The 24,225-nt window shown below is 47.5% G+C and carries 25 protein-coding genes; 13 read left to right on the forward strand and 12 right to left on the reverse strand.

Annotated features, from left to right (window positions below):
• Window positions 1-123: 123 nt before the first annotated feature.
• Window positions 124-1,374: an IS66 family transposase gene (locus MJO57_RS17400; RefSeq protein WP_256493353.1), complete on the forward strand. Its 1,251-nt coding sequence runs from the start codon at window positions 124-126 to the stop codon at window positions 1,372-1,374.
• Window positions 1,375-1,710: 336 nt separating this feature from the next.
• Here MJO57_RS17400 and MJO57_RS17405 read toward each other — a convergent pair whose 3' ends face one another.
• Window positions 1,711-1,908 (reverse strand): hypothetical protein, encoded by a 198-nt coding sequence (locus MJO57_RS17405; protein ID WP_252017496.1) that lies wholly within the window; start codon window positions 1,906-1,908, stop codon window positions 1,711-1,713.
• 287 nt (window positions 1,909-2,195) lie between these two features.
• Between MJO57_RS17405 and MJO57_RS17410 the strand changes: the two genes are divergently transcribed.
• Window positions 2,196-2,819, forward strand: a complete 624-nt coding sequence (locus MJO57_RS17410) for an outer membrane beta-barrel protein (protein ID WP_252017497.1) — start codon at window positions 2,196-2,198, stop codon at window positions 2,817-2,819.
• Between the two features lie 135 nt (window positions 2,820-2,954).
• Here the strand turns inward: MJO57_RS17410 and MJO57_RS17415 are convergent, their stop codons facing one another.
• The 5 genes from MJO57_RS17415 to MJO57_RS17435 all read right to left on the reverse strand — a co-directional run bounded on the left by MJO57_RS17415 (window position 2,955) and on the right by MJO57_RS17435 (window position 7,495).
• Window positions 2,955-4,007, reverse strand: coding sequence for an aldo/keto reductase (locus MJO57_RS17415; RefSeq protein ID WP_252017498.1), 1,053 nt, complete (start codon window positions 4,005-4,007; stop codon window positions 2,955-2,957).
• Between the two features lie 125 nt (window positions 4,008-4,132).
• Window positions 4,133-4,387, reverse strand: coding sequence for a DUF3081 family protein (locus MJO57_RS17420; RefSeq protein ID WP_252017499.1), 255 nt, complete (start codon window positions 4,385-4,387; stop codon window positions 4,133-4,135).
• A 36-nt stretch (window positions 4,388-4,423) separates the two neighbouring features.
• Window positions 4,424-4,858: a DUF3429 domain-containing protein gene (locus MJO57_RS17425; protein ID WP_252017500.1), complete on the reverse strand. Its 435-nt coding sequence runs from the start codon at window positions 4,856-4,858 to the stop codon at window positions 4,424-4,426.
• A 139-nt stretch (window positions 4,859-4,997) separates the two neighbouring features.
• Window positions 4,998-5,726, reverse strand: a complete 729-nt coding sequence (locus tag MJO57_RS17430; RefSeq protein WP_252017501.1) for a hypothetical protein — start codon at window positions 5,724-5,726, stop codon at window positions 4,998-5,000.
• Window positions 5,727-5,977: 251 nt separating this feature from the next.
• The gene (locus MJO57_RS17435; protein WP_252017502.1) at window positions 5,978-7,495 is read right to left on the reverse strand and encodes an IS1182 family transposase; all 1,518 of its coding nucleotides are present in this window, start codon (window positions 7,493-7,495) and stop codon (window positions 5,978-5,980) included.
• Between the two features lie 211 nt (window positions 7,496-7,706).
• Between MJO57_RS17435 and MJO57_RS17440 the strand changes: the two genes are divergently transcribed.
• Entirely contained in the window at window positions 7,707-8,264 is a 558-nt protein-coding gene (locus tag MJO57_RS17440) for a hypothetical protein (RefSeq protein ID WP_252017503.1), read from the forward strand.
• Here MJO57_RS17440 and MJO57_RS17445 read toward each other — a convergent pair.
• Complete coding sequence (locus MJO57_RS17445; protein WP_252026884.1) at window positions 8,225-9,259, reverse strand: transposase; 1,035 nt, start codon at window positions 9,257-9,259, stop codon at window positions 8,225-8,227. The genes MJO57_RS17440 and MJO57_RS17445 overlap by 40 nt on opposite strands.
• A 25-nt stretch (window positions 9,260-9,284) precedes the next feature.
• Between MJO57_RS17445 and MJO57_RS17450 the strand changes: the two genes are divergently transcribed.
• The 4 genes from MJO57_RS17450 (at window position 9,285) to MJO57_RS17465 (ending at window position 12,808) form a co-directional block, all read left to right on the forward strand.
• A complete protein-coding gene (locus MJO57_RS17450; protein ID WP_371924635.1) occupies window positions 9,285-10,007 on the forward strand; it encodes a transposase in 723 nt (240 codons plus the stop codon).
• Window positions 10,008-11,018: 1,011 nt separating this feature from the next.
• On the forward strand, window positions 11,019-11,615 hold the full coding sequence (locus tag MJO57_RS17455) for an HNH endonuclease (RefSeq protein ID WP_252017504.1): 597 nt from the start codon (window positions 11,019-11,021) through the stop codon (window positions 11,613-11,615).
• 84 nt (window positions 11,616-11,699) lie between these two features.
• Window positions 11,700-12,011 (forward strand): TusE/DsrC/DsvC family sulfur relay protein, encoded by a 312-nt coding sequence (locus MJO57_RS17460; RefSeq protein WP_252017505.1) that lies wholly within the window; start codon window positions 11,700-11,702, stop codon window positions 12,009-12,011.
• Window positions 12,012-12,175: 164 nt separating this feature from the next.
• Complete coding sequence (locus tag MJO57_RS17465) at window positions 12,176-12,808, forward strand: deoxynucleoside kinase (protein ID WP_252017506.1); 633 nt, start codon at window positions 12,176-12,178, stop codon at window positions 12,806-12,808.
• A gap of 160 nt (window positions 12,809-12,968) precedes the next feature.
• Here MJO57_RS17465 and cysS read toward each other — a convergent pair whose 3' ends face one another.
• Window positions 12,969-14,348 carry a cysteine--tRNA ligase gene (cysS, locus tag MJO57_RS17470; RefSeq protein ID WP_252027058.1) on the reverse strand — a complete coding sequence of 460 codons (1,380 nt, stop codon included), beginning with the start codon at window positions 14,346-14,348 and terminating at the stop codon, window positions 12,969-12,971.
• A gap of 47 nt (window positions 14,349-14,395) precedes the next feature.
• Entirely contained in the window at window positions 14,396-16,069 is a 1,674-nt protein-coding gene (locus MJO57_RS17475; protein ID WP_252027059.1) for a glutamine--tRNA ligase/YqeY domain fusion protein, read from the reverse strand.
• A 301-nt stretch (window positions 16,070-16,370) separates the two neighbouring features.
• On the opposite strand from MJO57_RS17475, the gene MJO57_RS17480 reads away from it, so the two are divergent.
• The 3 genes from MJO57_RS17480 (at window position 16,371) to MJO57_RS17490 (ending at window position 18,305) form a co-directional block, all read left to right on the forward strand.
• Window positions 16,371-16,898 carry a peptidylprolyl isomerase gene (locus tag MJO57_RS17480; protein ID WP_252027060.1) on the forward strand — a complete coding sequence of 176 codons (528 nt, stop codon included), beginning with the start codon at window positions 16,371-16,373 and terminating at the stop codon, window positions 16,896-16,898.
• The gene (locus MJO57_RS17485) at window positions 16,898-17,629 is read left to right on the forward strand and encodes a UDP-2,3-diacylglucosamine diphosphatase (RefSeq protein WP_252017507.1); all 732 of its coding nucleotides are present in this window, start codon (window positions 16,898-16,900) and stop codon (window positions 17,627-17,629) included. Before MJO57_RS17480 ends, MJO57_RS17485 begins: the two co-directional genes overlap by 1 nt.
• A gap of 190 nt (window positions 17,630-17,819) precedes the next feature.
• Window positions 17,820-18,305, forward strand: coding sequence for a hypothetical protein (locus tag MJO57_RS17490; RefSeq protein ID WP_252017508.1), 486 nt, complete (start codon window positions 17,820-17,822; stop codon window positions 18,303-18,305).
• On the opposite strand, the gene MJO57_RS17495 is transcribed toward MJO57_RS17490, so the two are convergent.
• Window positions 18,291-19,004: a tRNA-(ms[2]io[6]A)-hydroxylase gene (locus tag MJO57_RS17495; protein ID WP_252017509.1), complete on the reverse strand. Its 714-nt coding sequence runs from the start codon at window positions 19,002-19,004 to the stop codon at window positions 18,291-18,293. The two genes, MJO57_RS17490 and MJO57_RS17495, sit on opposite strands and share 15 nt — an antisense overlap.
• 348 nt (window positions 19,005-19,352) lie before the next feature.
• On the opposite strand from MJO57_RS17495, the gene MJO57_RS17500 reads away from it, so the two are divergent.
• The 3 genes from MJO57_RS17500 (at window position 19,353) to MJO57_RS17510 (ending at window position 22,312) form a co-directional block, all read left to right on the forward strand.
• Complete coding sequence (locus MJO57_RS17500; RefSeq protein ID WP_252017510.1) at window positions 19,353-20,612, forward strand: pepsin-like aspartyl protease; 1,260 nt, start codon at window positions 19,353-19,355, stop codon at window positions 20,610-20,612.
• A gap of 294 nt (window positions 20,613-20,906) precedes the next feature.
• Window positions 20,907-21,767 carry a universal stress protein gene (locus MJO57_RS17505; RefSeq protein ID WP_252017511.1) on the forward strand — a complete coding sequence of 287 codons (861 nt, stop codon included), beginning with the start codon at window positions 20,907-20,909 and terminating at the stop codon, window positions 21,765-21,767.
• Between the two features lie 272 nt (window positions 21,768-22,039).
• The gene (locus MJO57_RS17510; protein ID WP_252017512.1) at window positions 22,040-22,312 is read left to right on the forward strand and encodes an HU family DNA-binding protein; all 273 of its coding nucleotides are present in this window, start codon (window positions 22,040-22,042) and stop codon (window positions 22,310-22,312) included.
• Between the two features lie 90 nt (window positions 22,313-22,402).
• Here MJO57_RS17510 and MJO57_RS17515 read toward each other — a convergent pair whose 3' ends face one another.
• Entirely contained in the window at window positions 22,403-22,732 is a 330-nt protein-coding gene (locus MJO57_RS17515) for a helix-turn-helix domain-containing protein (RefSeq protein ID WP_252017513.1), read from the reverse strand.
• Between the two features lie 182 nt (window positions 22,733-22,914).
• Complete coding sequence (locus MJO57_RS17520; protein ID WP_252017514.1) at window positions 22,915-24,165, reverse strand: NupC/NupG family nucleoside CNT transporter; 1,251 nt, start codon at window positions 24,163-24,165, stop codon at window positions 22,915-22,917.
• Between the last annotated feature and the right edge of the window lie 60 nt (window positions 24,166-24,225).

The raw sequence follows: 24,225 nt of genomic DNA on the forward strand, positions 1-24,225 counted from the left end.
GGCTTTTAGGCAAAAAACGGAAGTAATAACGAACTTGGAAAAACAGTTCACTGATTTCGGCTTGCTTCACTATAAAAAGCTGACCGAATTATCGTTTTATACAGACTCTAAAGTCGAGAAAGTCTGAGACAGTCTTCTGGTAATAAAGCCGGTGGAAAGAAAGGGCATCAGGGCACTTGTCTTAAACAGGTCGATATCCCTGACTATATTGAGTACCTTCCGGTTAAAGAATGCAATAAATGTCAGGCGTCTCTTCTTGATAGTGAGCCGGTCAAATATATTGAACGACAGGTGTTTGAACCAGGGAGACCGGGTGAATTTGAAGTAACGGCCCATAGAGCTGAAGTAAAAATCTGCACTTGTGGTTGTCGGAATCAGGCTGAATTCCCGGAAGGTGTTACCGCTGCCGCACAATATGGCTCAGCCACACAGGCTATGGCCGTCTATCTTAACCAATACCATTTCCTGCCTTTTAAGCGCGTGTCAGAGTATTTTAATACTCTCTATAAAATGAGTGTAAGTGCAGGCACTGTCGCCAATTTTGTGGCCAGAACCTATGAAAATCTGGCTTCTACTGAAGAGGTTATTCGTGACGCCTTGCGGGAATCGTCTGTTGCCGGAGCCGATGAAACGGGTATGCGGGCCGAGGGCTCTTTGCACTGGCTACACGTTATGCGGGATGAACAATGGACGCTCTACTACTTGTCTGAAAAGCGAGGTCGTGAGGCCATGGACACGATGGGCATACTGCTAACATTTGCAGGCGTTCTGGTTCATGATCATTGGAAATCCTATTTTGCATATGCGGCAACTCACGTACTTTGCAATGCCCATCACCTGAGGGAGCTTTTGGGTGTTGTTGATAGGGACAGCAATCAACTGGCGTTGCGATTGATGAAGCTACTGAGGCTTTCCTGGCATTACTGCAAGGGCTTTAAGACCATAGGTATGCTACAGATGCCAAGTGTTGTCTGTGAACGAATCGAGAAGATTTATGACCGGTTGCTTCAGCGGGCTCTAATGAAAGAAGTCGTCTATATGGAGAAGCAACGAGAGGAGCTTAAGCGCAAGAAAGTCAAGAATACTAAAGCTTACAATCTCTTCAAACGACTCACTGAGTTCAAGGCTGAGACACTGCGCTTCATGTCAGATTTTACCATTCCCTTCGATAACAATGGCAGTGAGCGGGATGTTCGAATGGCCAAGTTAAAGCAGAAAATCTCAGGCTGCTTCAGGAGTGCAGACGGTGGTTCTATGTTTGCACGGATTCGCAGCTATTTGTCGTCTGCCAGAAAACAGGGAATGGACATATATCAATCACTTCATAGAGCTGTTCGGAATTACTGTAATATGCCTTTGCTCAGTGCTGAATAGTTACAGCCAGCAAATATCCGGGGTATAGTAATCCTCGATATTTTTTTCACCGCTGGCTTTTTTACCGCTGTTATAACCTCCTATACACTGTTCCCTGTAGAACCTAAATCCCTATCAAAAAAGAGCTTCTGGCGTATGATGCAGACGAAAATTGATATGACAGGACTATGGTATAGCTTCTGCCCTCAAAGAGGAAACCCTCATGTAAGAAGGGTCGTACAGCGAATCCAAATCACTCATCCCTAAGTGAAAGGGTTAACATCTGGTTATCAAAAGTACACCAGGGCTTCCAACTGAATAAAACCGATTTGGTTTCACCCTTGGCCAATAAAGCTGTTATAAATCAATCAATTGAAATACGACAGCTCGCTCTTGAAAACCGGCGAGGGTTAATAGCCCTCCCAGGGTTCGAATCCCTGTCCCTCCGCCACTTTTTATTTTTCCTGTTTGACAAATCATCATTACCTGATCACTTGCCTTGAAAATGACTGGTGAAATGGTCGAAAATTTCACCCCGGTGAAACTTCTGCGCAAAACCATCGTTTTATAATCACTTTTTCCCTTTCCTGATAGACAGCTCCTGACTTCTGTTCACTGGATTAACCGGCGTGAAGGTATTGTTGACTCGCTGGATGTTATGCCGCGCATCCAGAACTGGTCAACACGTAAAGGGCAAATGTTTATATTGAGGTGGTGCTGACGCATCTGGGTAATAAGTATTTGCACTTAAGATGTCGTGCTTATCTGTCTTTTCGCAGGTATGATTGCAAAGCACATACAAGGCAGACTAAATACAAAAACACTAACAATAAGGAAACAGAATGAGAAAAAAGCCTCTTCTCATGCTCACCACTGTAGCATCACTGGTTACTTCAACTTTGGTAAACGCCGGGGACAATTACCACTATTCCCATATCACTGTCGGGGCTGGACTTGGGAATTCTGAAATTGATGAGCTCTCCATTGATGAAACCAGCTGGTTTGTTCAAGGGGCTTATGAATTTGATGCCCTACCGCTTATCCTTGAAGCGGGTTATGCCTACTCTTCAGTAAATAATGATGAATTAGTCAGTGATGCCAGCCTTGATGGACACAGCTATTTTGTCGGCAGCAAATTCGTTATCTCGCCAACTGAGCGTCTTGATATTCTGCCCGGCATCGCTGTTGGCAGAACAGATTCGTCTGCAACCCTGGGTTCTGGCGAAGTTAAAACCGAGATCACCTTCTATAGCGCGTCACTCGATGTGCGATTCCAACTTGAGCGGGACCTTTGGCTGACAACAGGCTATGCATATCAGGATTACGATGAAAAACTACTTGATAAGAGCAATGTCTTTAACATCGGTGCCGAATATGTAGTGAATGATCACTGGGCATTAGGCTTGGACTATCACACTACTTCAGATAATAACCTCACCCGTTTATTTGCCAAGGTATTCTATTAAACAATTAACCGGAGGCTGGTATCAAATCAAAATTTCACCAGCCCGGACTTTATCCCGGGCAGTATCAGCATCATTGATTTCCTTATTATTTGCAAAACTGGGCAGACGATACCTTTCCTGTTAAATAATGGTTCTTTAGAAAGGTACCGGGTATTGACGGAAGACAGCATTGATCTCGTCCAGCACCTCTGTTGATAATTTAAGGTGGCAGGCGTCAATATTTTCCTTAAGCTGCGCCAGCGAGCTGGCTCCGATAATCGTTGCAGTAACCCCTTCTGTTTGATATACCCAGGCCAGTGCCATCTGTGCCAAAGATAGCCCATGGCGCTTTGCAACCGCATGGTAGCCTTCAATCGCCTTATGAGTCATCGGGGTATTGCGGAATTGACCATTCCTCTGCTTGACAGACCATCTGGAACCTGCCGGAATCTGGCCATTTCGGTACTTACCAGAAAGTACACCGCCGCCAAGTGGTGACCAGGGCAGATAAGCGACATCGTTCAAAACACAGGATTCCAGTAAATAGGGTGAGTCCTTGGCATGGATCAAACTGAACTCGTTCTGAATCGACACCATTGTGGGCAGATCATACTTCTCACTCAGCCGCATATATTCACCAAGCCCCCAGGGGGTATCATCTGAGAGGCCACAATAGCGAATCTTGCCAGCGTTAATGCAATCCTCCAGTCCATGAAGAATATCCAGCATTTCCGCTTCCTGCTGCGTACGATCCACTTGAGTATGGGGAACCATGCCCGGCCAGTGTCTGGCAAAATGCGGAGAGATCCGGTTTGGCCAGTGCAGCTGGTAAAGATCAATACAGTCTGTATTCAGACGTTTCAACGAGCCTTCCACGGCCTCTTTGATACGTTTACCGCTGATTGGACTGCCATTACGTATCCACGGTAGCCCGACACCGGCAATTTTGGTAGCAATGACAACATCATCCCGCTTGCCGGGATTGGCCCGGAGCCATTCACCAATAAACCGTTCGGTATCACCACAGGTGTTTTCATTAGGGGGGACCGGATACATCTCGGCTGTATCGATAAAGTTAACCCCCTGATCCAGCGCGTAGTCAATTTGCTCAAAAGCCTCGCTGAGGGAGTTCTGTTGCCCCCAGGTCATGGATCCCAGGCAGATCTCCGTCACCTGCAGCTCACTGCATCCCAGTTTGATTTTTTTCACTGACCGACTCCCCGGCATTTTAAGGGTTAACGTGCATTACCAGTAATAGAAAAACACAATCGGGGGAATAATCAAATCAACTCTGTAAACTTATCCCCGAACCGGGCCTACGGACAAAGAGCCGGTTATTCCTCTGCAATCCGATACAGAAGCTTAATGAAAGCATCTGTACTTTTCTGGCTGGCGGATTCAATCCCGAATTTATTATGAAAATAGATGGACAGCTGGCACTCCCGATTGCCCAGAATAACGGTATAGCCGTCATCCAGTGACCTTGCCGTAACGCCTTCCAGAAGATAGCCCTCAGCGACCTGTTCCCCCTTTTCCAATATTCGGGCAAACGCCAAAAGACACTTTTGAATATCGATATGCTTTTCCACTGACTACCTCCTTCAGGACAATCTATACGCTCTCTCTTACGCAATATTCAGAGCAGCATAGAGAAAGCAGTGCAAAATAAACACCACAAGGGTTACCATTGCTCGCATGGACAGATAAGACTTTACACGCCCATCGGCCATAGGCCCGGTATAAATGCACTCAATGATCAGTGTTGCCAGATAGCCAATAGCGAGAACCACCAGCATCTGTTGATTCGCCAGCCCTGCCACAAGCCCGCCGAATACCCACAGCGCAATGACATTACTGGTCAGGAGTTTAATAATGCTTCTGGATCGATTCTCACTGTAAACCACCTGCCCCCATAAGGATCCGGCCATAAAGCTGCAGATAATGACGGAATAGATAATGAAAAGATGCTCTCCGCTAGTCTCAAACAGCGACTGGCCCTTGATTGATAGTGACAGCGAAATAATAAAAGGCGTTATCCCAAGCCAGGCAAGCCAGTACATGAGTCGTTGCAAGCGATCCACTGGTTTCTCCTTCTGATTATCCTTTTGTCTCACCGTTTATATCACCGTTTATATCTCAACAGCGACCCGCTCGTTTCCCGAAGCATTGCCTGATTCCAGGTAATGTAATGATTGACATTTATGAAGCAGGAGGTGGGGTTAAATTTAAGTTTTTCATATATTCTTCTACCAGTTGCTCCACTCCAGGTAACTCTTTACAAGTGAGTATCAGTTGAGTCGCCTGTTTAGACACACTCTCCATGATGAATTGCTTTTTCCACTCAATCTGCCCCAGCAAAAGTGTTAGTTTTTGAACCTCACGTTGCAATTTAGCCCACTGTTTTAAAGATAGATCTTGTGACATCAGCTTGAAGGCATATATCATTGGGTGCATTGGATCACTCAGACTGCTTTCACACTTCTCTATCTTTTCAACAAGAGTGGCCATTTCCTTTTTTTTGTTTTCCAACTCGTTCATTTTTTGCTGTGTTGCCAGCAAGAGCTGAAAATTGGCTTTTTCGATAATTTTGCTCATCTTGTATCGAAAACAAACCATGTATGCAGCAGCGTTGTTGCTAACGGTAATTGGCTCATTTTTTGCTGATTTCTGAGGCACCACTTCAACATCTGAGTCGGCAGAAAAGGGCCTTTTACGGGATTTCACTGCATTTCCAGCTGAAGCAGAATCATCATGACCAGTAATATCACGGGAAGAAAGTCTGTGGGCGGTTTCATGGCACATCAAGTTACTGCTCTTGGGGATATTTTGCTGTGCTTCAGTTGTCTTGGGTAAACAGTTAATGCCATCAACACTGTCCTTGATTAACAGGTTTCTAACGTGAGGGGGAACAACATGCAAATTTATCATCACTGCCAGCCTCCTGGTTCACCCTTCTACAGCCATTTTTCAAATTATCAGCGTTCCGGGCAGTTATTTAATTGGTCCCTGATGGTTAAAACCCTAACCACTCGACTCCAGACAATCACTAACTAGGAGGCTGTCCGAGAACTAGCTATTGAAAAAACGAAAGCTTCAGCATTTTCTTGGCTGATCAAATATTGACCTAAATTTAGCCTGTTTTGGGGTAAAAATTGCGTTTTTTACCCTTTTGCTTGCCTTTATGCTGCCATTTTAAGCCTTTTTGCTTCTTCAAGACGGATTGATCCCGTTGAAACCGATTTGACAATTTTTTTGAAATTATAAGCACTGCAGACCAGTGAAAATTCTCCAGCCACTTTTTCCTTACCCCGGACACTGAACCCTCTGAATCCTGAGTTCTTGATTTGGCCAAAAGGCGGTTCCGCAATCACCTTGCGACGCTCATAAACCGCTTTGGCCTCTTTGGTTTCCATTTTGCGGTTCATCGCCTGGCGTATGGCTTCGTGGCGGTCTGTGCGAATCACTTTCCCCGGGTCTTTGTTGTCACCACTGCACCTTTTACGTAACGGGCAATCCCGGCAGATATCTTTACTGACGCGGTAGCTTTTGTGTTTTGCTTTGCTAGCCGTGTTATAAATCAGCTTCTCACCGGCAGGGCAGGTAAAGCTGTCGTCTGCTTCATGGTAAATAAAATCCGCTTTGACAAACTTTCTGTCAGAGTCTTCCAGTCCCTCTGTTGCAGGCTTCTCCTGTCGATCCGTAGCCATGTAAGCGTCAATGTTCGCATCATCAAACGCTTGCAGGTTGGGCCCTGAGTAATAGCCATTATCCTCACTCATTTTGCCAATGGACGCGTTATCTGTTGCTTCTGCAATGGCTTCAAGTGCAGGCTTTACTTCCTGCTTGTCATTGGCATGCTGGCTGATGTGCTGGCCAACAATGATACCATTATCGCTGTCGACGCTGATCTGGGCGTTATAACTGTACTGATAGCCACTGCCTTTTTTACCCATGATCCTGGCATCATGATCAGCAAAGCTGATTTGCTTTTTGTCGTCTATCGGCTTATCGGGATTCAGGGCCTGTTCCCGTTCTTCAAGCGCTTTTTTGGCCTCCTGGATTTTCTCTAACCGTTCCTGCTTGAATTGCAAGTCTTCAGGAATGCTGTAGCCAGTCTCCTGCTGATAAGCATCGTCCTCTTCACTGTCACTGGTTTCGGCTTTTTTAATCAGGGCCTCAACTTCAGCCATTAATTCAGCTTCTTTGGCCTTAAGTCGTGCGTAGCTCATGGCCTTATGCTTTGATGAGTCGGCTTTGAATTTGGAACCATCAAGAGCGATGTGGCCCAGCGAGGCCATCTGTAGTTCCCGGGCGAGCAGCACGCTCTGTTTGAAACTGCTTTTAAAAAAGGTGGCCTGGTTTTTACGAAAGTCACTGAGCACCCGGAAATTTGGGCAGTGCTGTTTGGCGATATACATGAAAGCCAAGTCCTGATTGCAGCGCCGTTCAATCTCCCTGGAGCTGAACACACCATGGCTATAGGCATAGATCAGGATCGATATAATCAGTCGTGGGTGGTAGGCATTCTGGCCAAGATGGTGATACTGCTTTTCCACTTCAGAGGTGTCGATATGCTTGAAGATATCTTCAAAAACGAAGCAATCATGATCTGGTGGCAGCAGGTCGAAGATGTTCGATGGGAACATCAGGTGCTGGTCAAAATCAGCAGGGTTATCTTTGAATTTGATTGATGACATCCGTTTCGGCAACAACAAAGTGGGCAGAAGATGCCTGATTATACTTAATCAGGCTATTCTCGGACAGCCTCCTAGTTCTCGTCCAAAAACACAACCAATTGAAAACTGTAGATTTTATCCTGAAAAATTAAGTGGAGCCCTACTGCTATCTGGCGACTAAACTTCCCAAGAGCAAGAAACATAAGGGATTGCCAAAAACAGAGGACTCCAAATGCGCAAAAAACGCAACCCGCAGTGTAGTATGGAACTCCATTACGTACCTCATGAAATCTGCTCCCAGCTTTCCGGTATCTCGCAATGGCTTGACGCCCATCCACAGTTCAATGACTGGATTTATGAGGACTTAAGTTCTGGTGATAAACAGAACACTGGGCGGAACGGACTATCAGCAGAATCCGTTCTTCGTGCGGCACTCCTGAAACAGTATTTGAATTGTGATTATGACTACTTGTCGTTTGTTTTGATGGACTCCATGCTCTTTCGAGACTTTTGTCGCCTCGAACCAAACCAGCGCCCCAGTCGCTCCAGTTTGCATGGGCTCATCAGCCTTCTTACTGCATCTACATGGGAACGGATTAATAACTGTCAGCTAATGACCGCTAAAGATCAGGGTATTGAAAAAGGGCGCACTGTGGCTATTGACAGCACAGTCACCGAATCGGATATCAAACCTCCTTGCGACAGTGATCTTTTAAATCCCGGAAGGTACTTATCGAAGCTACTTAGGACTTACGCATTGATGACACCGATAAATTTTGGTAGGAGGTGATCCTTCCCCTTTGCAAAACTCTCAATGAAAGCGCCTATTGTCTCTTTAAACAGCCCCCGTTGGTGCTGATAAATATTCGTAAACTCCTGCTCTATCTGCATTTTCTGGAGATAAACAAAAGCTAAAATTGCAGCAAATATATGGTTTCTGACGGGTCGTTCGCTGCGAACCTGAAAGTGCTCAATATGGCAAACCTGCTTGATCGCCCTGTGAAACTGTTCGATCTGCCAGTGCTGGTCATGGATCTGCTTGAAGTCATTGCGTTCAAAAGGGACTTCCTCTGGCAAGTAAACCACGTAGTGGCGACGCTGGTCTTTTAGCATCGTCCTGAACAACCGGATCTTACCGAAGTCTTTGAGCCATACATCCAGACCATTGTCGGGGATGTCGAGGTGTTGAACCTGCTGCCATTTACCTTTTTCCAGTGATACTGTCCTGTTTTTCTCAACGGCAAACATAAACCCAGTCTGATGGTTTTTAATCGTCTTCAGGTTAGTCGTGCAGCTGTACCAGGAGTCACCGGTAACGAACGCTGGCTTCAGCCCCCATACCAGCACTTCAATCAACATTTCACGGAAGTAGTCGTTTTTTGTCTTGTCTTCCGATTTGTCGTATATCCTGTAATTCACCGGCATATGGCGCCCGGATACGTCGGTGTAATAAAGGGTGATGAGGTTAACTCCCTTAACCACTCGGTGATGTTTACCCGACCAAAAGTGGCCAACCAGTGCCACGGAGTAGCTATAAGGTTTGTCGAGCACGCTGTCATCAACGCTCAGGGTGCCGCCAATAGGGTTTAAACTTTTGACTGCTTCATCGTACATATCTTTGGGCTGATAGTTTTCACGCTTAAGAAAGCGGTTTGCGCTATCGTGAGAAAAGTCGGTAACCTCGGCCAGTCTTGTGCATGTTGATGATTTTGGCTCACTAATCAAAAAGCCAATGTATTTTGCAAGAGTGCATCGTGCAGTGGTCGGTCGAGTGGTAGTTCTCACTTTCATCCCTGAAGACATCTGTTTTTTGGCATTATCAAATTTTAGAGCCTGTTGTCAATGCGTAAGTCCTACTACTGTCACGCTAGCAAACGCCCGTCAGCAGGGGCAGTGTCTCCTGGCTGATGATGCCGACAAGTGGCAGGCCGATGTGGATCACCTGTTACCCCTGGTGGATGCAATAGTCTCCCAGACAGAGCGCAGGGTCTTTAAGGGTGAAAAGGTGCCAGCCCAGGAAAAAGTGGTTAGCCTGTATGAACCCCATACGGATATCATCGTAAAAGACAGGCGGCAAGTACAGTATGGCCATAAACTGAACCTGGTTCAGGGAAAAAGTCGATTGATCCTGGACCTGGTTATTGAGGAAGGTAACCCAGCGGATTCGGACCAATTCATTCCGATGATGGAAAGACAAAAAGAAATTTATGGTCGTGTACCTCGCCAGACAAGCGGTGACGGCGGATACGCGTGTCGCGCTAATTTGGAAAAAGCCAAGGCCATGGGAATCAGCGATGTAGCTTTTAATAAGAAGCGCGGACTTGAAGTCGAAGAGATGACTAAAAGTCAGTATGTGTATAAAACGCTCTTTCGCTTCCGGGCAGGTATTGAAGCGGGAATTTCGTGGCTAAAGAGATGTTTTGGGCTATCACGTTGCCACTGCAAGGGTTCTGAGCGTTTTGATTCTCATTGCTGGTTATCGGTGGTCTGTTACAACCTGGTGATTCTGGCCAGACACCCGGCACCATCCTGATAGCCACCTCCACGCTACATGAAAGTACCTTTCCAGCATGGTGGGAGGATGTTTTCTGCCTGCTTTTCGCGTTTTTCTCCAATATCCGTCCCAGATTAGAGAAAAAAAGGGAAGAGTTTTTGCAGCTCTCTGGAATTTCAGGAAATATCAAAACGAACGTACAATCTAATTATGATTGCCTGATGCGTTTTTGGACGAGAACTAACTACTTTGTCAATTGCTCTAACTCATCAGTTTGATATGTCGCTACCAAGTCGCCGTTTTATTTTGATCATCCCTTAGCATTTTTGCTTATGCACCAAATTCATCAAGATTGTTTTATAGGTGGCTCTGGATTTCGCCAGTGCAGTTAGAAGAGTTCTGACCACTGTTTTTGCCTCGCTAAACGACATCTCAATTTCAGTGTTTCCTGTAAGGCAGTCCACTGGTAATTCGCGATCATTATTAAGTCGGCTTATGTCACAATCGTAAGGTTTCGGTGAACCCATATAGAGTTCCCATTTTTCAAGGGTTGTAGCGATATGGTCATGTCGTACTAAAAATAACATTCCTTGATTCCCAAGGGTTTGCGAGCGCCACCAATGGGTTTACCGAAACCTTACTCACAATCTACCTCTATATTCCACACTTCAGGGTTGATGTGGCCCGGGTGGATGCTGGGGATTACTTCAATCACAGGCTACTTATAGCAACTTTTACCAGTAACGGTTAGCCAAAAATCCCCACAATCAAAAAATGATGGTTATCAGGCCCTCAAATTCTGTACGAACAGTCAGATAAACTGGATCAGGCCATATTATGACTCCGGGTTTATTATGACTGACTGAATGTGTTAGCCTGAAATGGTAAAACAGAGTAATAGAGCCGATAAAATGATTAACCAAACGACTATTATGGTCGGAGTGGCCTACCCGGTTAAAGAGAACTCTGCTCAGCAAATGTGTTGATCGTGAGTGGGAGTGGCCCTACAGGTTGACCTTTGTCAGGGATTGATAAACGGGAGCCTCTGTCGTGTATATTCTTCGGTTGAATACTGCCGGCCAGCCTGTTGAGTGGCTTACCTGGCAGGAAACAGTATGCCTCTACTCAAGAGAATTGGTTCGCTGGAGTCTGGGAGACATTATTTACCGAATCCATGGCGGCTATAACCGATGGCTTGAAGATCGAACCATTATCGAACTTCCCAGTATTGTTGCCTGTGGTGGTAAACGCCTTTTCCCCTACCGAAACAACCCGGCCCTTACCAATTACTCACTGTTTGAAAGAGACAATTACCGGTGCATGTATTGTGGCCACTTCTTCAAAAGAAAAGGATTGACCCGCGATCATATACTGCCAAAATCCAGGGGAGGCATGGATGACTGGATGAACGTTGTAGCTGCCTGCCGACGCTGTAATCAGTTTAAAGGTGACAAACTGCTGGAAAACACTGGAATGTCACTGATCGCCCTGCCCTATCGCCCCAATACTGCCGAGTACCTTGCACTGGTAAACAGTCAGCGAATCCTGTCGGATCAGGCTGAATACCTCAAAACCCAGTTTTCCAAAAACTGTCGATGGCAAAGCCGTAACCACAATAAACCATCCGGAATACTACAACCCCTTTAAATCTCAGGATATGCCAGATCCTGTCTATGAGCAGAGCTCCGGTGTAAAATCCCCGCCTGTTCATTTTTCGTATTGGAATCAGCAATGCCCCTGAATCTCGACAACGATGGCTATCTGGCCAACCTTGACCAATGGAATGCCGATGTTGCCACTGAACTGGCCGCTCTTGAGGGTATTGCGCTCACTGACGCCCACTGGGAAGTCATTTATGCACTACGGGCGTTCTATCAACAATATGAACTGGCCCCAAATCAACGCCCTTTTGTTAAACACATTGCCAATACGCTTGGGAAAGAGAAGGGTAACAGTCTCTATCTGATGCAGCTTTTTCCTGAAAGTCCAGCCAGAGTTGCCGCCCGTATTGCCGGGCTGCCACGCCCAACCAACTGCTTCTGATCTCAATAAACCATCGGATTATTATTACTTATTGATCGTAGCAGCTTAACCTCATAAAGTGGCTGGCCTTCTCATGACCAGTACACATGGTCAGCACACATGACCAGTTCACATGGCCAGTACAAAAGCGTCATGAGTTGTGTCATCAGCCACCGGGGTCGTTAATGAAGCAAACCAATCACTTTGTCGCTGTAGAAGCCAACATTGCTGCAGGGAAATCAACCCTTCTTCCCAAACTTGCAGCAGAGCTCGGCTGGGATGCCATTCAGGAGCCAGTGAATGACCCGGAATTTACACGGCTACTTCAGGATTTCACTGATCACCCTAATGATGCGGCTAAACGCATTCAGTTTCAGGAATACATTACCAATCGCAGAGCCAGTATTGTTGAGCAGCTGCCGACTGACCGCAACTATCTGATTGAGCGTTCCCTCTACTCAGATTTGATTTTTACCCAGGCGAACTTTCTGGGTATGGCAACACCCGATGAGCGCTATATGCTGCATTACTGTGAAATCCAGCGCAGACTGAAAGATTATCCGGTCATCAGCACGGTCATTTATCTCAGAACCGCTCCGAAAATTGCCCACCGTCGTCTGATTGAAAGAGCAAGAAGTGCAGAAGATGGAACTCCTCTAACGTACCTCAGCGACATTCATAACTATCATGAGGCCATTCTGCCACAGATCTGCCGCTCAATGGGCACACCACTGATCACCGTGGACTGGGATGATTTTGGCTGTGAAAAAAATCTGGCAAAACAACTGCTGAAAACAGTTCAACCGGTCAATCCATGATGTGAAAACCGGGTCATTCCCATAAATTCTGCCTGGCCGGTTTTGATGTATCTGGTGAAATATTACTTGTGTGACTGACAATATATCCCCTGACTTATGTATTTCGGACAGCCTACCGGGAAAGCCGACAGGAATAAACCCGTCGGCATAACCAGTCACCTTAGCGCTCAATCCGCCAGGTTGTACCTTCCCTGCTGTCCTGAAGAATGATTCCCCGGGCAGCAAGTTCATCACGGATACGGTCTGCTTCAGTGAAGTCACGGCTCTTTTTAGCATCGTTGCGTTGTTGAATCATGGTTTCAATCATGGCTTCATCGACATCCGCACCCGACTTCAGGAATGCTTCCGGATCTCGCTGCAGGATGCCAAGCATACCGCCCAGTTTTACCAGCAGCGCAGCCAGTGGCAGGGCTGCCGATTCGTCCTGGCTGCGGACGATATTAAGGTGCCGTACCAATTCAAACAATACGGCAAGCCCTTCCGCAGTATTGAAATCATCGTCCATCACCTTAAAGAAACGCTGCTCAAACTCATGATGTTCGGGTGCAGACACGCCTTCCAGACCAAGGCCTTGCAAGGCAGTGTACAAACGTTCAAGACGAACACCCGCTTCTTTCAGGCTATCTTCAGAGTAATTGATCGGGCTACGGTAGTGACTGGAGATCATAAAGTAGCGAACCACTTCTTCGTCGTACTTATCCAGCACTTCACGGATGGTAAAGAAATTGCCAAGGCTCTTGGACATCTTCACATTATCAATACGGATCGCGCCGGAATGCATCCAGGTATTGACAAACCTGGCATCGTTACAGGCTTCACTCTGGGCAATCTCATTCTCATGATGGGGGAATTTCAGGTCAGAACCGCCACCATGAATATCAAATGTATCACCGAGACAACACTTACCCATTACGGAGCACTCAATATGCCAACCCGGACGCCCCTCGCCCCAGGGCGATGACCAACTCGGCTCCCCTGGCTTGGCGGCTTTCCATAGCACGAAGTCCAGCGGATCTTCTTTCTGCTCTTCGACCTCAATTCGGGCACCGGCTTCCAGCTCTGCAAGAATTTTACCGGAAAGCTTGCCGTAATCCGCAAACTTGTGAACCCGGTAATAGACATCCCCATTACCCGGTGCATAGGCAAATCCTTTTGCTATCAGCTGTTCAATCATGTCAACCATGCCGGGCACAAATTCGGTTGCCTTTGGCTCATGGTCCGGCGGCAGATTACCCAGCCGCTGAAAATCTTCCTGCATGGCCGCGATCATACGGCCGGTGAGGGCCAAAAAGTCTTCACCGTTTTCTGCCGCCCGACGAATAATCTTGTCATCCACATCGGTGATATTGCGAACATAGGTCAGGTCGTAACCACGGGCGCGCAGATAACGGGCCACCACATCGAAAGCCGTCACAGTCCGCGCATGACCAATATGGCAGTAGTCGTAAACCGTCATACCACAGACATACATGCGCACGTGGTTTCCATCCAGCGGGGTAAACGGCTCTTTCTTACGAGTCAGGCTGTTATAAATCTGCAGCACTTTATCGGTATCCTTTCTGACGGTTATTACCCATGAAAGCCCATTCAGGCTTTATTGGCCCAGGTATCTTTCAAGCCGATGGTCAGGTTAAACACCGGATGCTCTGCTGAATGGTAACAACGGTCGGCCACAAAATAACCTTCCCGCTCAAACTGGAAGGATTGTTCCGGAGCCGCATTCACCAGTGATGGCTCGACCCATGCCTGTGTCACCTTCAGGGAGTCGGGATTGACATGACTCAGGAAGTCCTCTTCACCACGATCCGGCGCCGGGTGACTGAACAGACGATCATAGATTCTCAACTCAGCCGGTTTACCATGGGTTGCCGAAACCCAGTGTATAACACCCCGTGGACGAATGCCTTCGGGTGGTTCTTCACCAACAGTGCCCGGCACATAAGCAGCATGAACTTCAACAATATTACCGTTGTCATCCCGAATCACGTCTTCCGCCTTGATCACATAAGCACTTCGCAGGCGCACATAGTCACCAATCACCAGGCGCTTGAATTTCTTGCGGGAGAGCGTGGTGTCCTCGGTAAAATCTTCCTGATCAATATAGATTTCCCGGGTAAATGGCAGGGTTCTCTGCCCCAGTTCCGGACGGTTCGGATGAGCCGCTGCCACCATTTCCTGCACCTCGCCCGCCGGCAGGTTCCGGATCACCAGTTTAAGTGGAGAGAGCACCGCCATGGCACGGGCTGCATTGGTATTCAGGTCATCACGAATGGCATGCTCCAGCATCGACACATCAGCGGTACCGTCGGAACGGCTGACCCCCACCATCTCGGAAAAACGACGAATAGCATTCGGCGTATAACCACGGCGTCGCATACCGGAGATGGTTGGCATCCGCGGATCATCCCAACCGTTAACCACACCTTCATCCACCAGTTTCTTCAACTTGCGCTTGGAAGTGACGGTGTAGTTCAGGTTGGTACGGGCAAACTCATACTGACGGGGTCTGGCCGGAACGGGCAGGTTATCCAGGAACCACTCATACAAAGGACGGTGATCCTGAAACTCCAGAGTGCAGATAGAGTGAGTAATATACTCAATGGCGTCTTCCTGACCATGGGCAAAGTCATAGCTTGGATAGATACACCACTTGTCGCCGGTCTGATGGTGAGGCACCTTGCGAATTCGATAGAGAACCGGGTCCCGCATATTCATATTGGGGCTTTGCATATCGATTTTAGCCCGCAGGGAAGCCTTGCCTTCCTGGTATTCACCGGCCCGCATTTTCTCAAATTCAGCCAGGTTTTCGTCGACAGACTGGTTTCTGTCAGGACTCTCAACACCGGGCTTATTGAAATCACCCCGGTTAATGCGCATGGATTCAGCGTCCTGATGATCAACGTAGGCCTTGCCTGCACGGATCAGGTGCAGAGCCCAGTCATAAAACTGGTCAAAATAGCTGGATGCATAGCGAACCTCGCCGGACCACTGGAAGCCCAGCCAGCGAATATCTTCCTGAATGGCATCAACATAGACCTGCTCTTCTTTCTCCGGATTGGTATCGTCAAAACGGAGGTTACATTCTCCCTGGTACTTTTCTGCCAGGCCAAAGTTCAGACAAATAGAAGTGGCATGGCCTACATGGAGAAAACCGTTCGGCTCAGGAGGAAAACGGGTGTGAATACGACTGACCCGGCCTTCTGCCAGGTCTTTTTCAATAATCTGTTCCAGAAAGTTTCTGGCTTTGTCGGTAGCAGTCATTGTCACTGATGCATCTATGAAGGGTTACTGGCGAATATGGGTTATCCACCTACGCCATGATCGGCTGAGACTACCATATCTGCAAATTCTGGAAAATAACTCATTTCCTGCTGACGAAATTGACAGGACAGGCCTTCGGGGTTCATGAACAGCTTTACCAGGCAACCTTCAACCGTGTTGATTATCTGATACGGTTTAACGAATAGGTTTTACACTGGCAGGAGAAACACCTAAAATCCGTGGCTTTCCTGACCCTTTCCGGGTCTGTGAACGTTATTTAACAAAAGTGGTGACCCACATGATGGTTGTATTACACACTAACTTTGGTGATATCAAACTGGACCTTGATGCTGAAAAAGCACCAAAAACCGTTGCCAACTTCCTGGAGTATGTAAAAAGCGGCCATTTTGATTGCACCATTTTCCATCGCGTTATTGATGGTTTTATGATTCAGGGTGGTGGTTTCGAGCCAGGCATGGTGCAAAAGTCAACGAAGATGCCTATTGAAAATGAAGCCGACAATGGCCTAAAGAACGAAACCGGTTCCATTGCCATGGCCAGAACCATGGACCCGCACTCGGCGTCAGCCCAATTCTTTATCAATGTCAAAGACAACCACTTCCTTAACCACAGCGCAAAAACCACTGATGGCTGGGGTTACTGTGTATTTGGTAAGGTGGTTGAAGGCATGGATATCGTTAATCAGATCAAAGGGGTTAAAACCACTTTCCGTGCTGGCCATCAGGATGTTCCGGTAGACGATGTGATGATTGAGTCCGCTGAAATCCTGGCATCAGCTGAGGCTCCTGAGACGGCGGAAACTGCCTGATGAAGGCTCTGTTTATTTCAGACCTTCACCTCACTCCGGAAAGCCCGGCAGTTGCCCGGGCTTTCTGCCATTATCTGGCCGATCGGGCCCCTCAGGCTGATGCACTCTATATTTTGGGTGACTTCTTTGAGTACTGGGTTGGGGACGATGCCATGGATGACTTCCAGTACGATATTGCCAGGCAACTCAGGCACTACACAAACAGTGGCAAGACCCTGTACCTGATGCCCGGCAACCGGGATTTCGCTATCGGGAAAGCCTTCCTGCGTTCAACCGGTGCACAATGGCTGAAAGATCCGACCCTGATAACGATTAATAACCAAAAAATCCTGCTGATGCACGGTGACCTACTGTGTACTGATGACAAGCAGTATCAGTACTACCGGAAAATTATCCGCAACCCCCTGGTGATGGCTCTGTTGCGTATGACACCTTTGTCGTACCGCAAAAATCTGGGCCGTAAAATTCGGCAAAACAGCAAAGCAGCGAAAATCGGAAAAGCACCGGACATCATGGATGTTACCCTATCCGAAGTTGTTGATGCGATGGAGAGATTCCAGGTAGATACCCTGATCCACGGCCATACCCACCGCCCGGACATCCATGACGTTGCCCTGAAAAACAGGGTCGGCAAGCGCTATGTACTGGGGGACTGGACCAATCAGGGCTGGGAGATTGAGCTGGACAGCAATGGCATAACGCTGGATGCCTTCCCGATTAAACATCCATGATCCGTGAGAAAAATATAACTGCCCCTCCCCCCGGAAACCGCTATAAGATCCTGAAGAGCCAACAGAGGCAAAAACACATAAACAAACGACCAATCATAATTTTTTCAAAAATTGAACTTATTATCTCCTGATATTGTCTGTATATAGTGCCAATAAAAATAAACTGAACAATAACGAAGGAGATTCATTTATGATTAGCAGTGCCACCACAGGTAATTCTGTAACATCCCAACCAATCGATAGACAAGAGCCCACCCCCTCAACCTCAGTCACTTCCAAGGTCACTGTCAAGGCTGGTAAATATGCTCTGTATGGCGCTTGCGCGCTGGGTTCTGGATTGGTCAGTGTCTTATGCAGTAGTGCGATTCAGTCTCACTTTGACCAACCTGCCAAAGATTTTGTTTACCATCATTGCCTTAAAAATCTAACTTCCGATGAAAGTGTCCAATATAACAATACGCTTAACGATTATTCCCGTTTGTCCTTTTTTGCCAGTGCAGTGGTAACTGGATCAATCATGCTTGTTACCCATCACCTTTTTAGCGCGGGTAAACAACTACTTTCTTGCAGTAAGTCCCCTCAACCTAATGCCTCTGATACCACAATCCGGCCTGAGAGCCAGTCTGCAGCACAACATAACCAAATGGAAATGAATGAGCTCTCAACTCTGGTCTAACGAAAAATCAGGCACACCACTGTGAAAACGTAAAACCTGGTCGGGTGACTCAATGGCATTTTGTTCAATCTCGCCAAATACTGTCACCCGATCAGCGACAGATGCCCCATTAATCGCTTCTGCCAGTGCCAAATAGTCCTGAAAATGTCGACTTTCAGAACGCAACAGTGACTGGTAGAACGTTTTCAGTTCATCGTCCAGCCAGGGAGCGAGTGCAGTAAAGCGCTCACAGGAGCGGGCTTCAATAAAAGCGCCCATAATCAGGGTATCCACCAGCCTGTATGGCTCAAACGTTCTGATGGCAGTACTTAACCGGCCCGCATAGCGACCGGCTCCCAGGTGATCATAGGGAATATTCCTGCGTGCCATAATGGCAAGCACCTGCTCGAAGTGCCGCAGCTCCTCGCGGGCCAGTCTGGACATTTTGTTTAACAGACTTAACTGATCTTCTGTTTTAAGTTGCAGCCCAACTTTCTCTTCATCGAAGGCATCATCAGAGTGACTGCCGGCGCGATTGCGACCATACGTTCCAGAACGGTATCGACTCATGATTGCCATCGCTGATTGAGCTGCCTTAAGTTCATTATTAGCATGATCAACCAGAATTACAGCCAGATTTTCCGGTTTGCACGCTTCATCAATCCATGCCTCAGGCGTTGGACAGGGTAAGAATTCAAGAATGTAAGAAATATCGGTCATAACTGGCTCACCTGACTGAGCCAGTATGGTAACACGATCAACTTACCGGTAGGAAAGCATTGGAGTGAGGTATCATCATCCTTCTTTTTCTGATGAAGCAGGGGATCGGGCAGGCTCATAAACAACGCTGAAGCAACAAACGTCAGATGCATCAGTACCTACCACCTCACCGGTTCATAAGGGGATATGCCCCGAATTCATAAACACCTTAAGCAGGTGAAATGAGCAGAGGTTTTGCTGCACAAAATTATGAGCAAAATGATAAAAAGCCATGTTGGATAAGAAGAGAGATATTGACTAATTTGAACAGGCACGATCATCACCTTTACCCTCATTCGAGATGGCACTATGAACCGTTTTCTGTTTGCCGCAATTCCTCCCATTCTTCTGTCTCAGGCCTTCGCAGCTCAAGGGGATGTAGCCAACAAGTCGCTTTTCGATCAACAGGCGGTTTCCAGCGAAAAAAGAACCTATATCCAGGTTCATGAGCCTGCCACGGAACAGAGGCTCCAGAGCAGTGAACTGATCACACCAGCCCCGGAAGACGGTGAAGTTCCCCTTACTGACCATCAGAATACGCAGTATTACGGCACCTTCACCATGGGATCTCAAAAGCAACAGTTCACGGGCGTACTGGATACCGGCTCAAGCAATATCTGGACACCGGAAACTAACTGCTACACACCGGGCTGTGAGGGGAAGGAAAAATTCAATCCCAACCTTAGCAGCACTTTCTTCACCGAAGACCAGGAACTCTCGATTCAGTATGGCACCGGAAGTATGCAGGGCTATGTTGGCTATGATACCGTCACGTTTGGTGGCATCACGGTCACCAATCAGGGCATCGGTCTGGCCAGTCAACTGTCCGACGACTTTCAAAACTCACCATTTGATGGCATCTTTGGTCTTGCCTACAAGTCGATAGCCAGCGATCAGGTCACCCCCTGGATGGATAATGCAGTTACACAAGGGCTGATTCCAAAAGCTGTTTTCTCATTCTATCTATCCAACACGCCAGGCAATGGTACTGGTCGTCTGATTATTGGTGAACCGGATCCGGATTATTACCAGGGGGATATCACCTGGCACCCACTGCAACCGCTTGAGACAGGTGGCCCGGTTGATTTTTACTACAACATTGCCTTTGACGGTATTGCCGTTAACAACGACAGCATCCCTCTGAGCTGCCAGTCTCAGGGCAACTGCAGAGCCATTGTTGACTCTGGCACCTCGCTGATCGTAGGCCCGGCCAATGACATTACCAACCTCCAGAATGCCCTGAATATCAATCCGGACTGCTCGAACCTTGATGAACAGCCAGACCTTGTTTTCACCATTGATGACACCCGATACAGCGTCCCTCCCGAGTTTTATGTCGTCAAACAGGTAGACTGGTGGGGTCAGGAACAATGCACTGCAGGACTGGCTCCTGGAAATCAGGACTTCTGGATCTTCGGAGATGCCTTTATGCGGGGCTTCTATGTTGTGTTTGACAAGACTGATAGCCGCATAGCTTTCGCCACACTGGCAGAGGAGCTGAGTGCGCCCGGAGAGTTGAGAAAGCTTTTTGCTTCTCACCCTGCGCCCATGTCAAGCTTAAACCAGTAGTAAAAAAACCGCTGCCAGGCAACTGGTAGCGGTTGTACAGTTAACTTATTAGTCCGGGATTAATCTCAGGAAATGCCATTGTATAACTACAACCTACTTTACTGGCACAGAGCAAACCGCCAAAAAGAACAACCAATGTCGTAAAATATCTTTTGTTACTGTAAATTCTCACCAGACACCCTCTACCTACTCCTAACTGCACAGTATTTTATTGACCGTCGTCATAAAAACATCAGTTACGCTCATGCATGATGGAACGATAAAAAACAGAATATCCAGCAAGAGAGGTAAATTATGCGTAGAATCACCAAGATTCTGGCCGTGGTTGATACCAGAAAGGACCAGCAGCTTGCCCTTGATCGTGCCAGCCAGATCTGCCGGGTAACCGGTGCTGCCCTGCATATTCTTGCTCCAAACCCTAAAGCGGATGGTGAGTCAATGGTTCGCCTGGAAGCACTGGCTGAACCACTGATGGCTGAGGGTCTGGAGGTTTATCTACATGAAACGTGGAATGGCTCAGTTATCGAAACCATTATTCATGTGCGTCAGATGGAGCGCTGTCACCTTGTGGTTAAAGATGCCAAGTTAACCACCGCTCTCCAGAAAGCCTTTTCAACGCCTGAAGACTGGAGCCTCCTTCGTCGCTGCCGGGTTCCTGTCTTACTGGCCCAGGATAATAGCGACTGGACCAATGGCAAAATCCTTGCTGCCATTAATGCCGACCCCAGAGACCACTATCACAGCGTTCTTAATCAGGCGATTCTGCAATACGCGACGGATATCGCTGAAGAGTTTTCATCAGAGCTGCACCTGGCCACCGCTTACCCGACCACCATGCTGGTGATTCAGGATAAGGGTGATGGATGGACTGACAAGGACTATTACGAAAAGCATTGCCGGGAATACGCCCGGGAGTTCAATCTGAATGAAGACCATTTCCATATTGAGCCAGGCCCCACAGAGACAATGATCCCTGCACTGCTGAAAGAAACGGATGCCAAACTGTTGATTCTTGGAACTCACGCAAGAACTGGTATCAGTGCCCTGGCAATCGGCAATACCGCTGAGCATCTTATTTCTGAAGTCAAAACCGATATTCTGATACTGCAGCCTAAACATCACATGATTCCACTGGAGCGCGAACTGGGCAGATAAGCCAACATGATAGCAGCCAGCTCCATGCTGGCAGCTATCGCAACATAAACTCGCTTCTTTGTGTAATGAAACCGGATAAAGCGCCTGAAAACTTCTATAGTATTCTATCAAGGTCTTTCTCCCTTCATAGATTTTTAAAGTAAGAGATACACTTCAGGCCGATTATGTTTCACCACCTGCCCAGGTTTATCCTGAGCCAAGCGAAGCCAGAAGCGAACCCTTGTCTTCTGGTATTTTCTTTCCACATAACTGGTAATTCCCTGAGACTGGATATGAACAAGAAAGAACTGGTTGAGCAAGTCGCTGAACAAGCTAACCTGCCCCGAAGCAAGGCCGAGCTGGTTGTCAATGCCTTTATCAGCAACACACAGGAGACACTGGCAAGTGGTGACATCGTTCAACTTATTGGTTTTGGCACATTTTCAGTAACAGACCGGGCCGCCAGAAAGGGGCGCAATCCGCAAACCGGTGAAGAAATTCATATCCCTGCCTGCAAACTGCCTCAGTTCAAGCCAGGCAATAAGTTCAGGGAAATGATCAAATAGACTATCGCTCGCTGCATTTCTGAAACTTTGCAGTAAAAAGCAAATAAAGCGCCAGTAAGGCGCTTTATTCTGAACGATTTTGCGGGTTCCCTATGCCATTGCTCTCATCACATTGAGAATGGCTCTTTTCTTCATCAGATTCATTCGGTGTAACTGACCGATAATCTCTCCATCCACTTCAGAATCACTGATCACCTCATCAGAACTGACCAGATACTGATTACCACGACCGGTAGCTAGCCACTCGAAAGACACCTCAAGAATTTCAGCCATTTTGCGCAGATTATCAAGACTGGGGCTGCTCATGCTGGTTTCCCACTGGGCCAGCGCACTTCTGGACACACCAATCAAATCAGCCAGCGCCTGCTGCGAAAGCTTCCTGTCTTTACGGGAGCATAAAATCCTTGTTGTCAGGTTCATCCTTGCACACTCACAAAAGGTTCAGACCGATATCCATGCCAGCAAAATACACAAATACCCAACACATAATTCGTTCACTATGTGATTCGGCCATTACTTGAAAAGCGTTAGATTCAGCAGATGAAGTGAAAAACAGGGAAAGGATAGCAGGCCAGGGTTAAACCATGGCCTGAATAAGACAATTACAGAGCCAGCATCAAACCAGCTATGGTTGCACTCATGAGATTAGACAGAGTACCAGCGGCTACCGCCTTGATACCCATACGGGCAATATCCTGACGACGGTGTGGCGCCATAACCCCCAGCCCACCCAGGAGAATAGCAATCGAAGAAAGGTTAGCAAAACCGCACAGTGCGAAGGTGATGATGATCTGAGTACGCTGTGACAGCACTTCAACACCGGCAGCAGCAGCAGCTTCAGGGTTCAGATAATTGACAAAATCCATATAGGCAACGAATTCGTTCACCACCAGCTTCTGGCCAATGAAACTACCCGCAGTCACAATTTCATTCATCGGCACGCCAATCAAAAATGCCAGAGGGCTGAACAGATAACCCAGAATAATTTCCAGGCTTAACTGTGGGTAGTCAAAGAAGCCGCCAACCCAGCCCATAATACCGTTAATCATGGCAATCAGCGCGATGAATGCCAGCAACATGGCACCGACGTTAGCCGCCAGTTTCATACCGGAGGAAGCGCCGGAAGCAGCGGCATCAATCAGGTTGGCAGGCTTTTCGTTGCTACCTTCTTCATCAACCAGTTCAGAATCATCCGGTGTATCCGTTTCCGGCTTGATCATTTTAGCCATCAGAAGGCCGCCAGGTGCCGCCATAAAGCTTGCTGCAATCAGGTACTTAAGCTCAACACCCATACCCGCATAACCTGCCAGGATAGAGCCGGCAACCGAAGCCAGGCCACCCACCATAATGGCAAACAGCTCTGAATTGGTCATACGACCAATATAGGGTCTTACCACCAGCGGGGCTTCCGTCTGGCCGACAAAAATGTTTGCTGTTGCAGAGAGAGACTCAGTACGACTGGTACCCAGTACTTTTTGCAGTGCACCACCCAGAAAGATAACCACCTTCTGCATAATGCCCAGGTAGTAAAGCACCGCTACCAGAGAGGAGAAGAAAATGATAATCGGCAGTACATTAATGGCAAAAATAAAGCCAACCTTGAAGTTACCCAGATCACCAAACAGGAAACCAATACCCTGATTGGCGTAACTGATAACATTACTTACCGCGTTGGAGACACCACCCAGAATTTCCTGGCCTAAAGGAACGTAAAGAACCAATGCTCCCAGTCCGGCCTGAATGGCAAAGGCACCAGCTACCGTTCGCAGGTTGATCGCTTTTCGATTATCGGACAGTAAAAAGGCAAGCGCCAAAAGGCTGGCAATACCCACCAGACTCATAAGTATTTGCATGGGAACAGGTTACCTCAGATGAATGATCACTGGCGACCGGTTAGCCGGTCAGAACTACAG

The organism is Endozoicomonas sp. SCSIO W0465, assembly GCF_023716865.1.
Lineage (GTDB): Bacteria > Pseudomonadota > Gammaproteobacteria > Pseudomonadales > Endozoicomonadaceae > Endozoicomonas.

Excerpts from the sequence above, each read along its gene's own strand:
- MJO57_RS17410 (WP_252017497.1), top strand. The coding sequence starts at position 2,196 with ATGAGAAAAAAGCCTCTTCTCATGCTCACCACTGTAGCATCACTGGTT.
- MJO57_RS17425 (WP_252017500.1), bottom strand. The coding sequence starts at position 4,858 with ATGTACTGGCTTGCCTGGCTTGGGATAACGCCTTTTATTATTTCGCTG.
- MJO57_RS17430 (WP_252017501.1), bottom strand. The coding sequence starts at position 5,726 with ATGATAAATTTGCATGTTGTTCCCCCTCACGTTAGAAACCTGTTAATC.
- MJO57_RS17435 (WP_252017502.1), bottom strand. The coding sequence starts at position 7,495 with ATGTCATCAATCAAATTCAAAGATAACCCTGCTGATTTTGACCAGCAC.
- MJO57_RS17440 (WP_252017503.1), top strand. The coding sequence starts at position 7,707 with ATGCGCAAAAAACGCAACCCGCAGTGTAGTATGGAACTCCATTACGTA.
- MJO57_RS17460 (WP_252017505.1), top strand. The coding sequence starts at position 11,700 with ATGCCCCTGAATCTCGACAACGATGGCTATCTGGCCAACCTTGACCAA.
- MJO57_RS17465 (WP_252017506.1), top strand. The coding sequence starts at position 12,176 with ATGAAGCAAACCAATCACTTTGTCGCTGTAGAAGCCAACATTGCTGCA.
- MJO57_RS17475 (WP_252027059.1), bottom strand. The coding sequence starts at position 16,069 with ATGACTGCTACCGACAAAGCCAGAAACTTTCTGGAACAGATTATTGAA.
- MJO57_RS17480 (WP_252027060.1), top strand. The coding sequence starts at position 16,371 with ATGGTTGTATTACACACTAACTTTGGTGATATCAAACTGGACCTTGAT.
- MJO57_RS17485 (WP_252017507.1), top strand. The coding sequence starts at position 16,898 with ATGAAGGCTCTGTTTATTTCAGACCTTCACCTCACTCCGGAAAGCCCG.
- MJO57_RS17490 (WP_252017508.1), top strand. The coding sequence starts at position 17,820 with ATGATTAGCAGTGCCACCACAGGTAATTCTGTAACATCCCAACCAATC.
- MJO57_RS17495 (WP_252017509.1), bottom strand. The coding sequence starts at position 19,004 with ATGACCGATATTTCTTACATTCTTGAATTCTTACCCTGTCCAACGCCT.
- MJO57_RS17500 (WP_252017510.1), top strand. The coding sequence starts at position 19,353 with ATGAACCGTTTTCTGTTTGCCGCAATTCCTCCCATTCTTCTGTCTCAG.
- MJO57_RS17505 (WP_252017511.1), top strand. The coding sequence starts at position 20,907 with ATGCGTAGAATCACCAAGATTCTGGCCGTGGTTGATACCAGAAAGGAC.
- MJO57_RS17510 (WP_252017512.1), top strand. The coding sequence starts at position 22,040 with ATGAACAAGAAAGAACTGGTTGAGCAAGTCGCTGAACAAGCTAACCTG.
- MJO57_RS17515 (WP_252017513.1), bottom strand. The coding sequence starts at position 22,732 with ATGAACCTGACAACAAGGATTTTATGCTCCCGTAAAGACAGGAAGCTT.
- MJO57_RS17520 (WP_252017514.1), bottom strand. The coding sequence starts at position 24,165 with ATGCAAATACTTATGAGTCTGGTGGGTATTGCCAGCCTTTTGGCGCTT.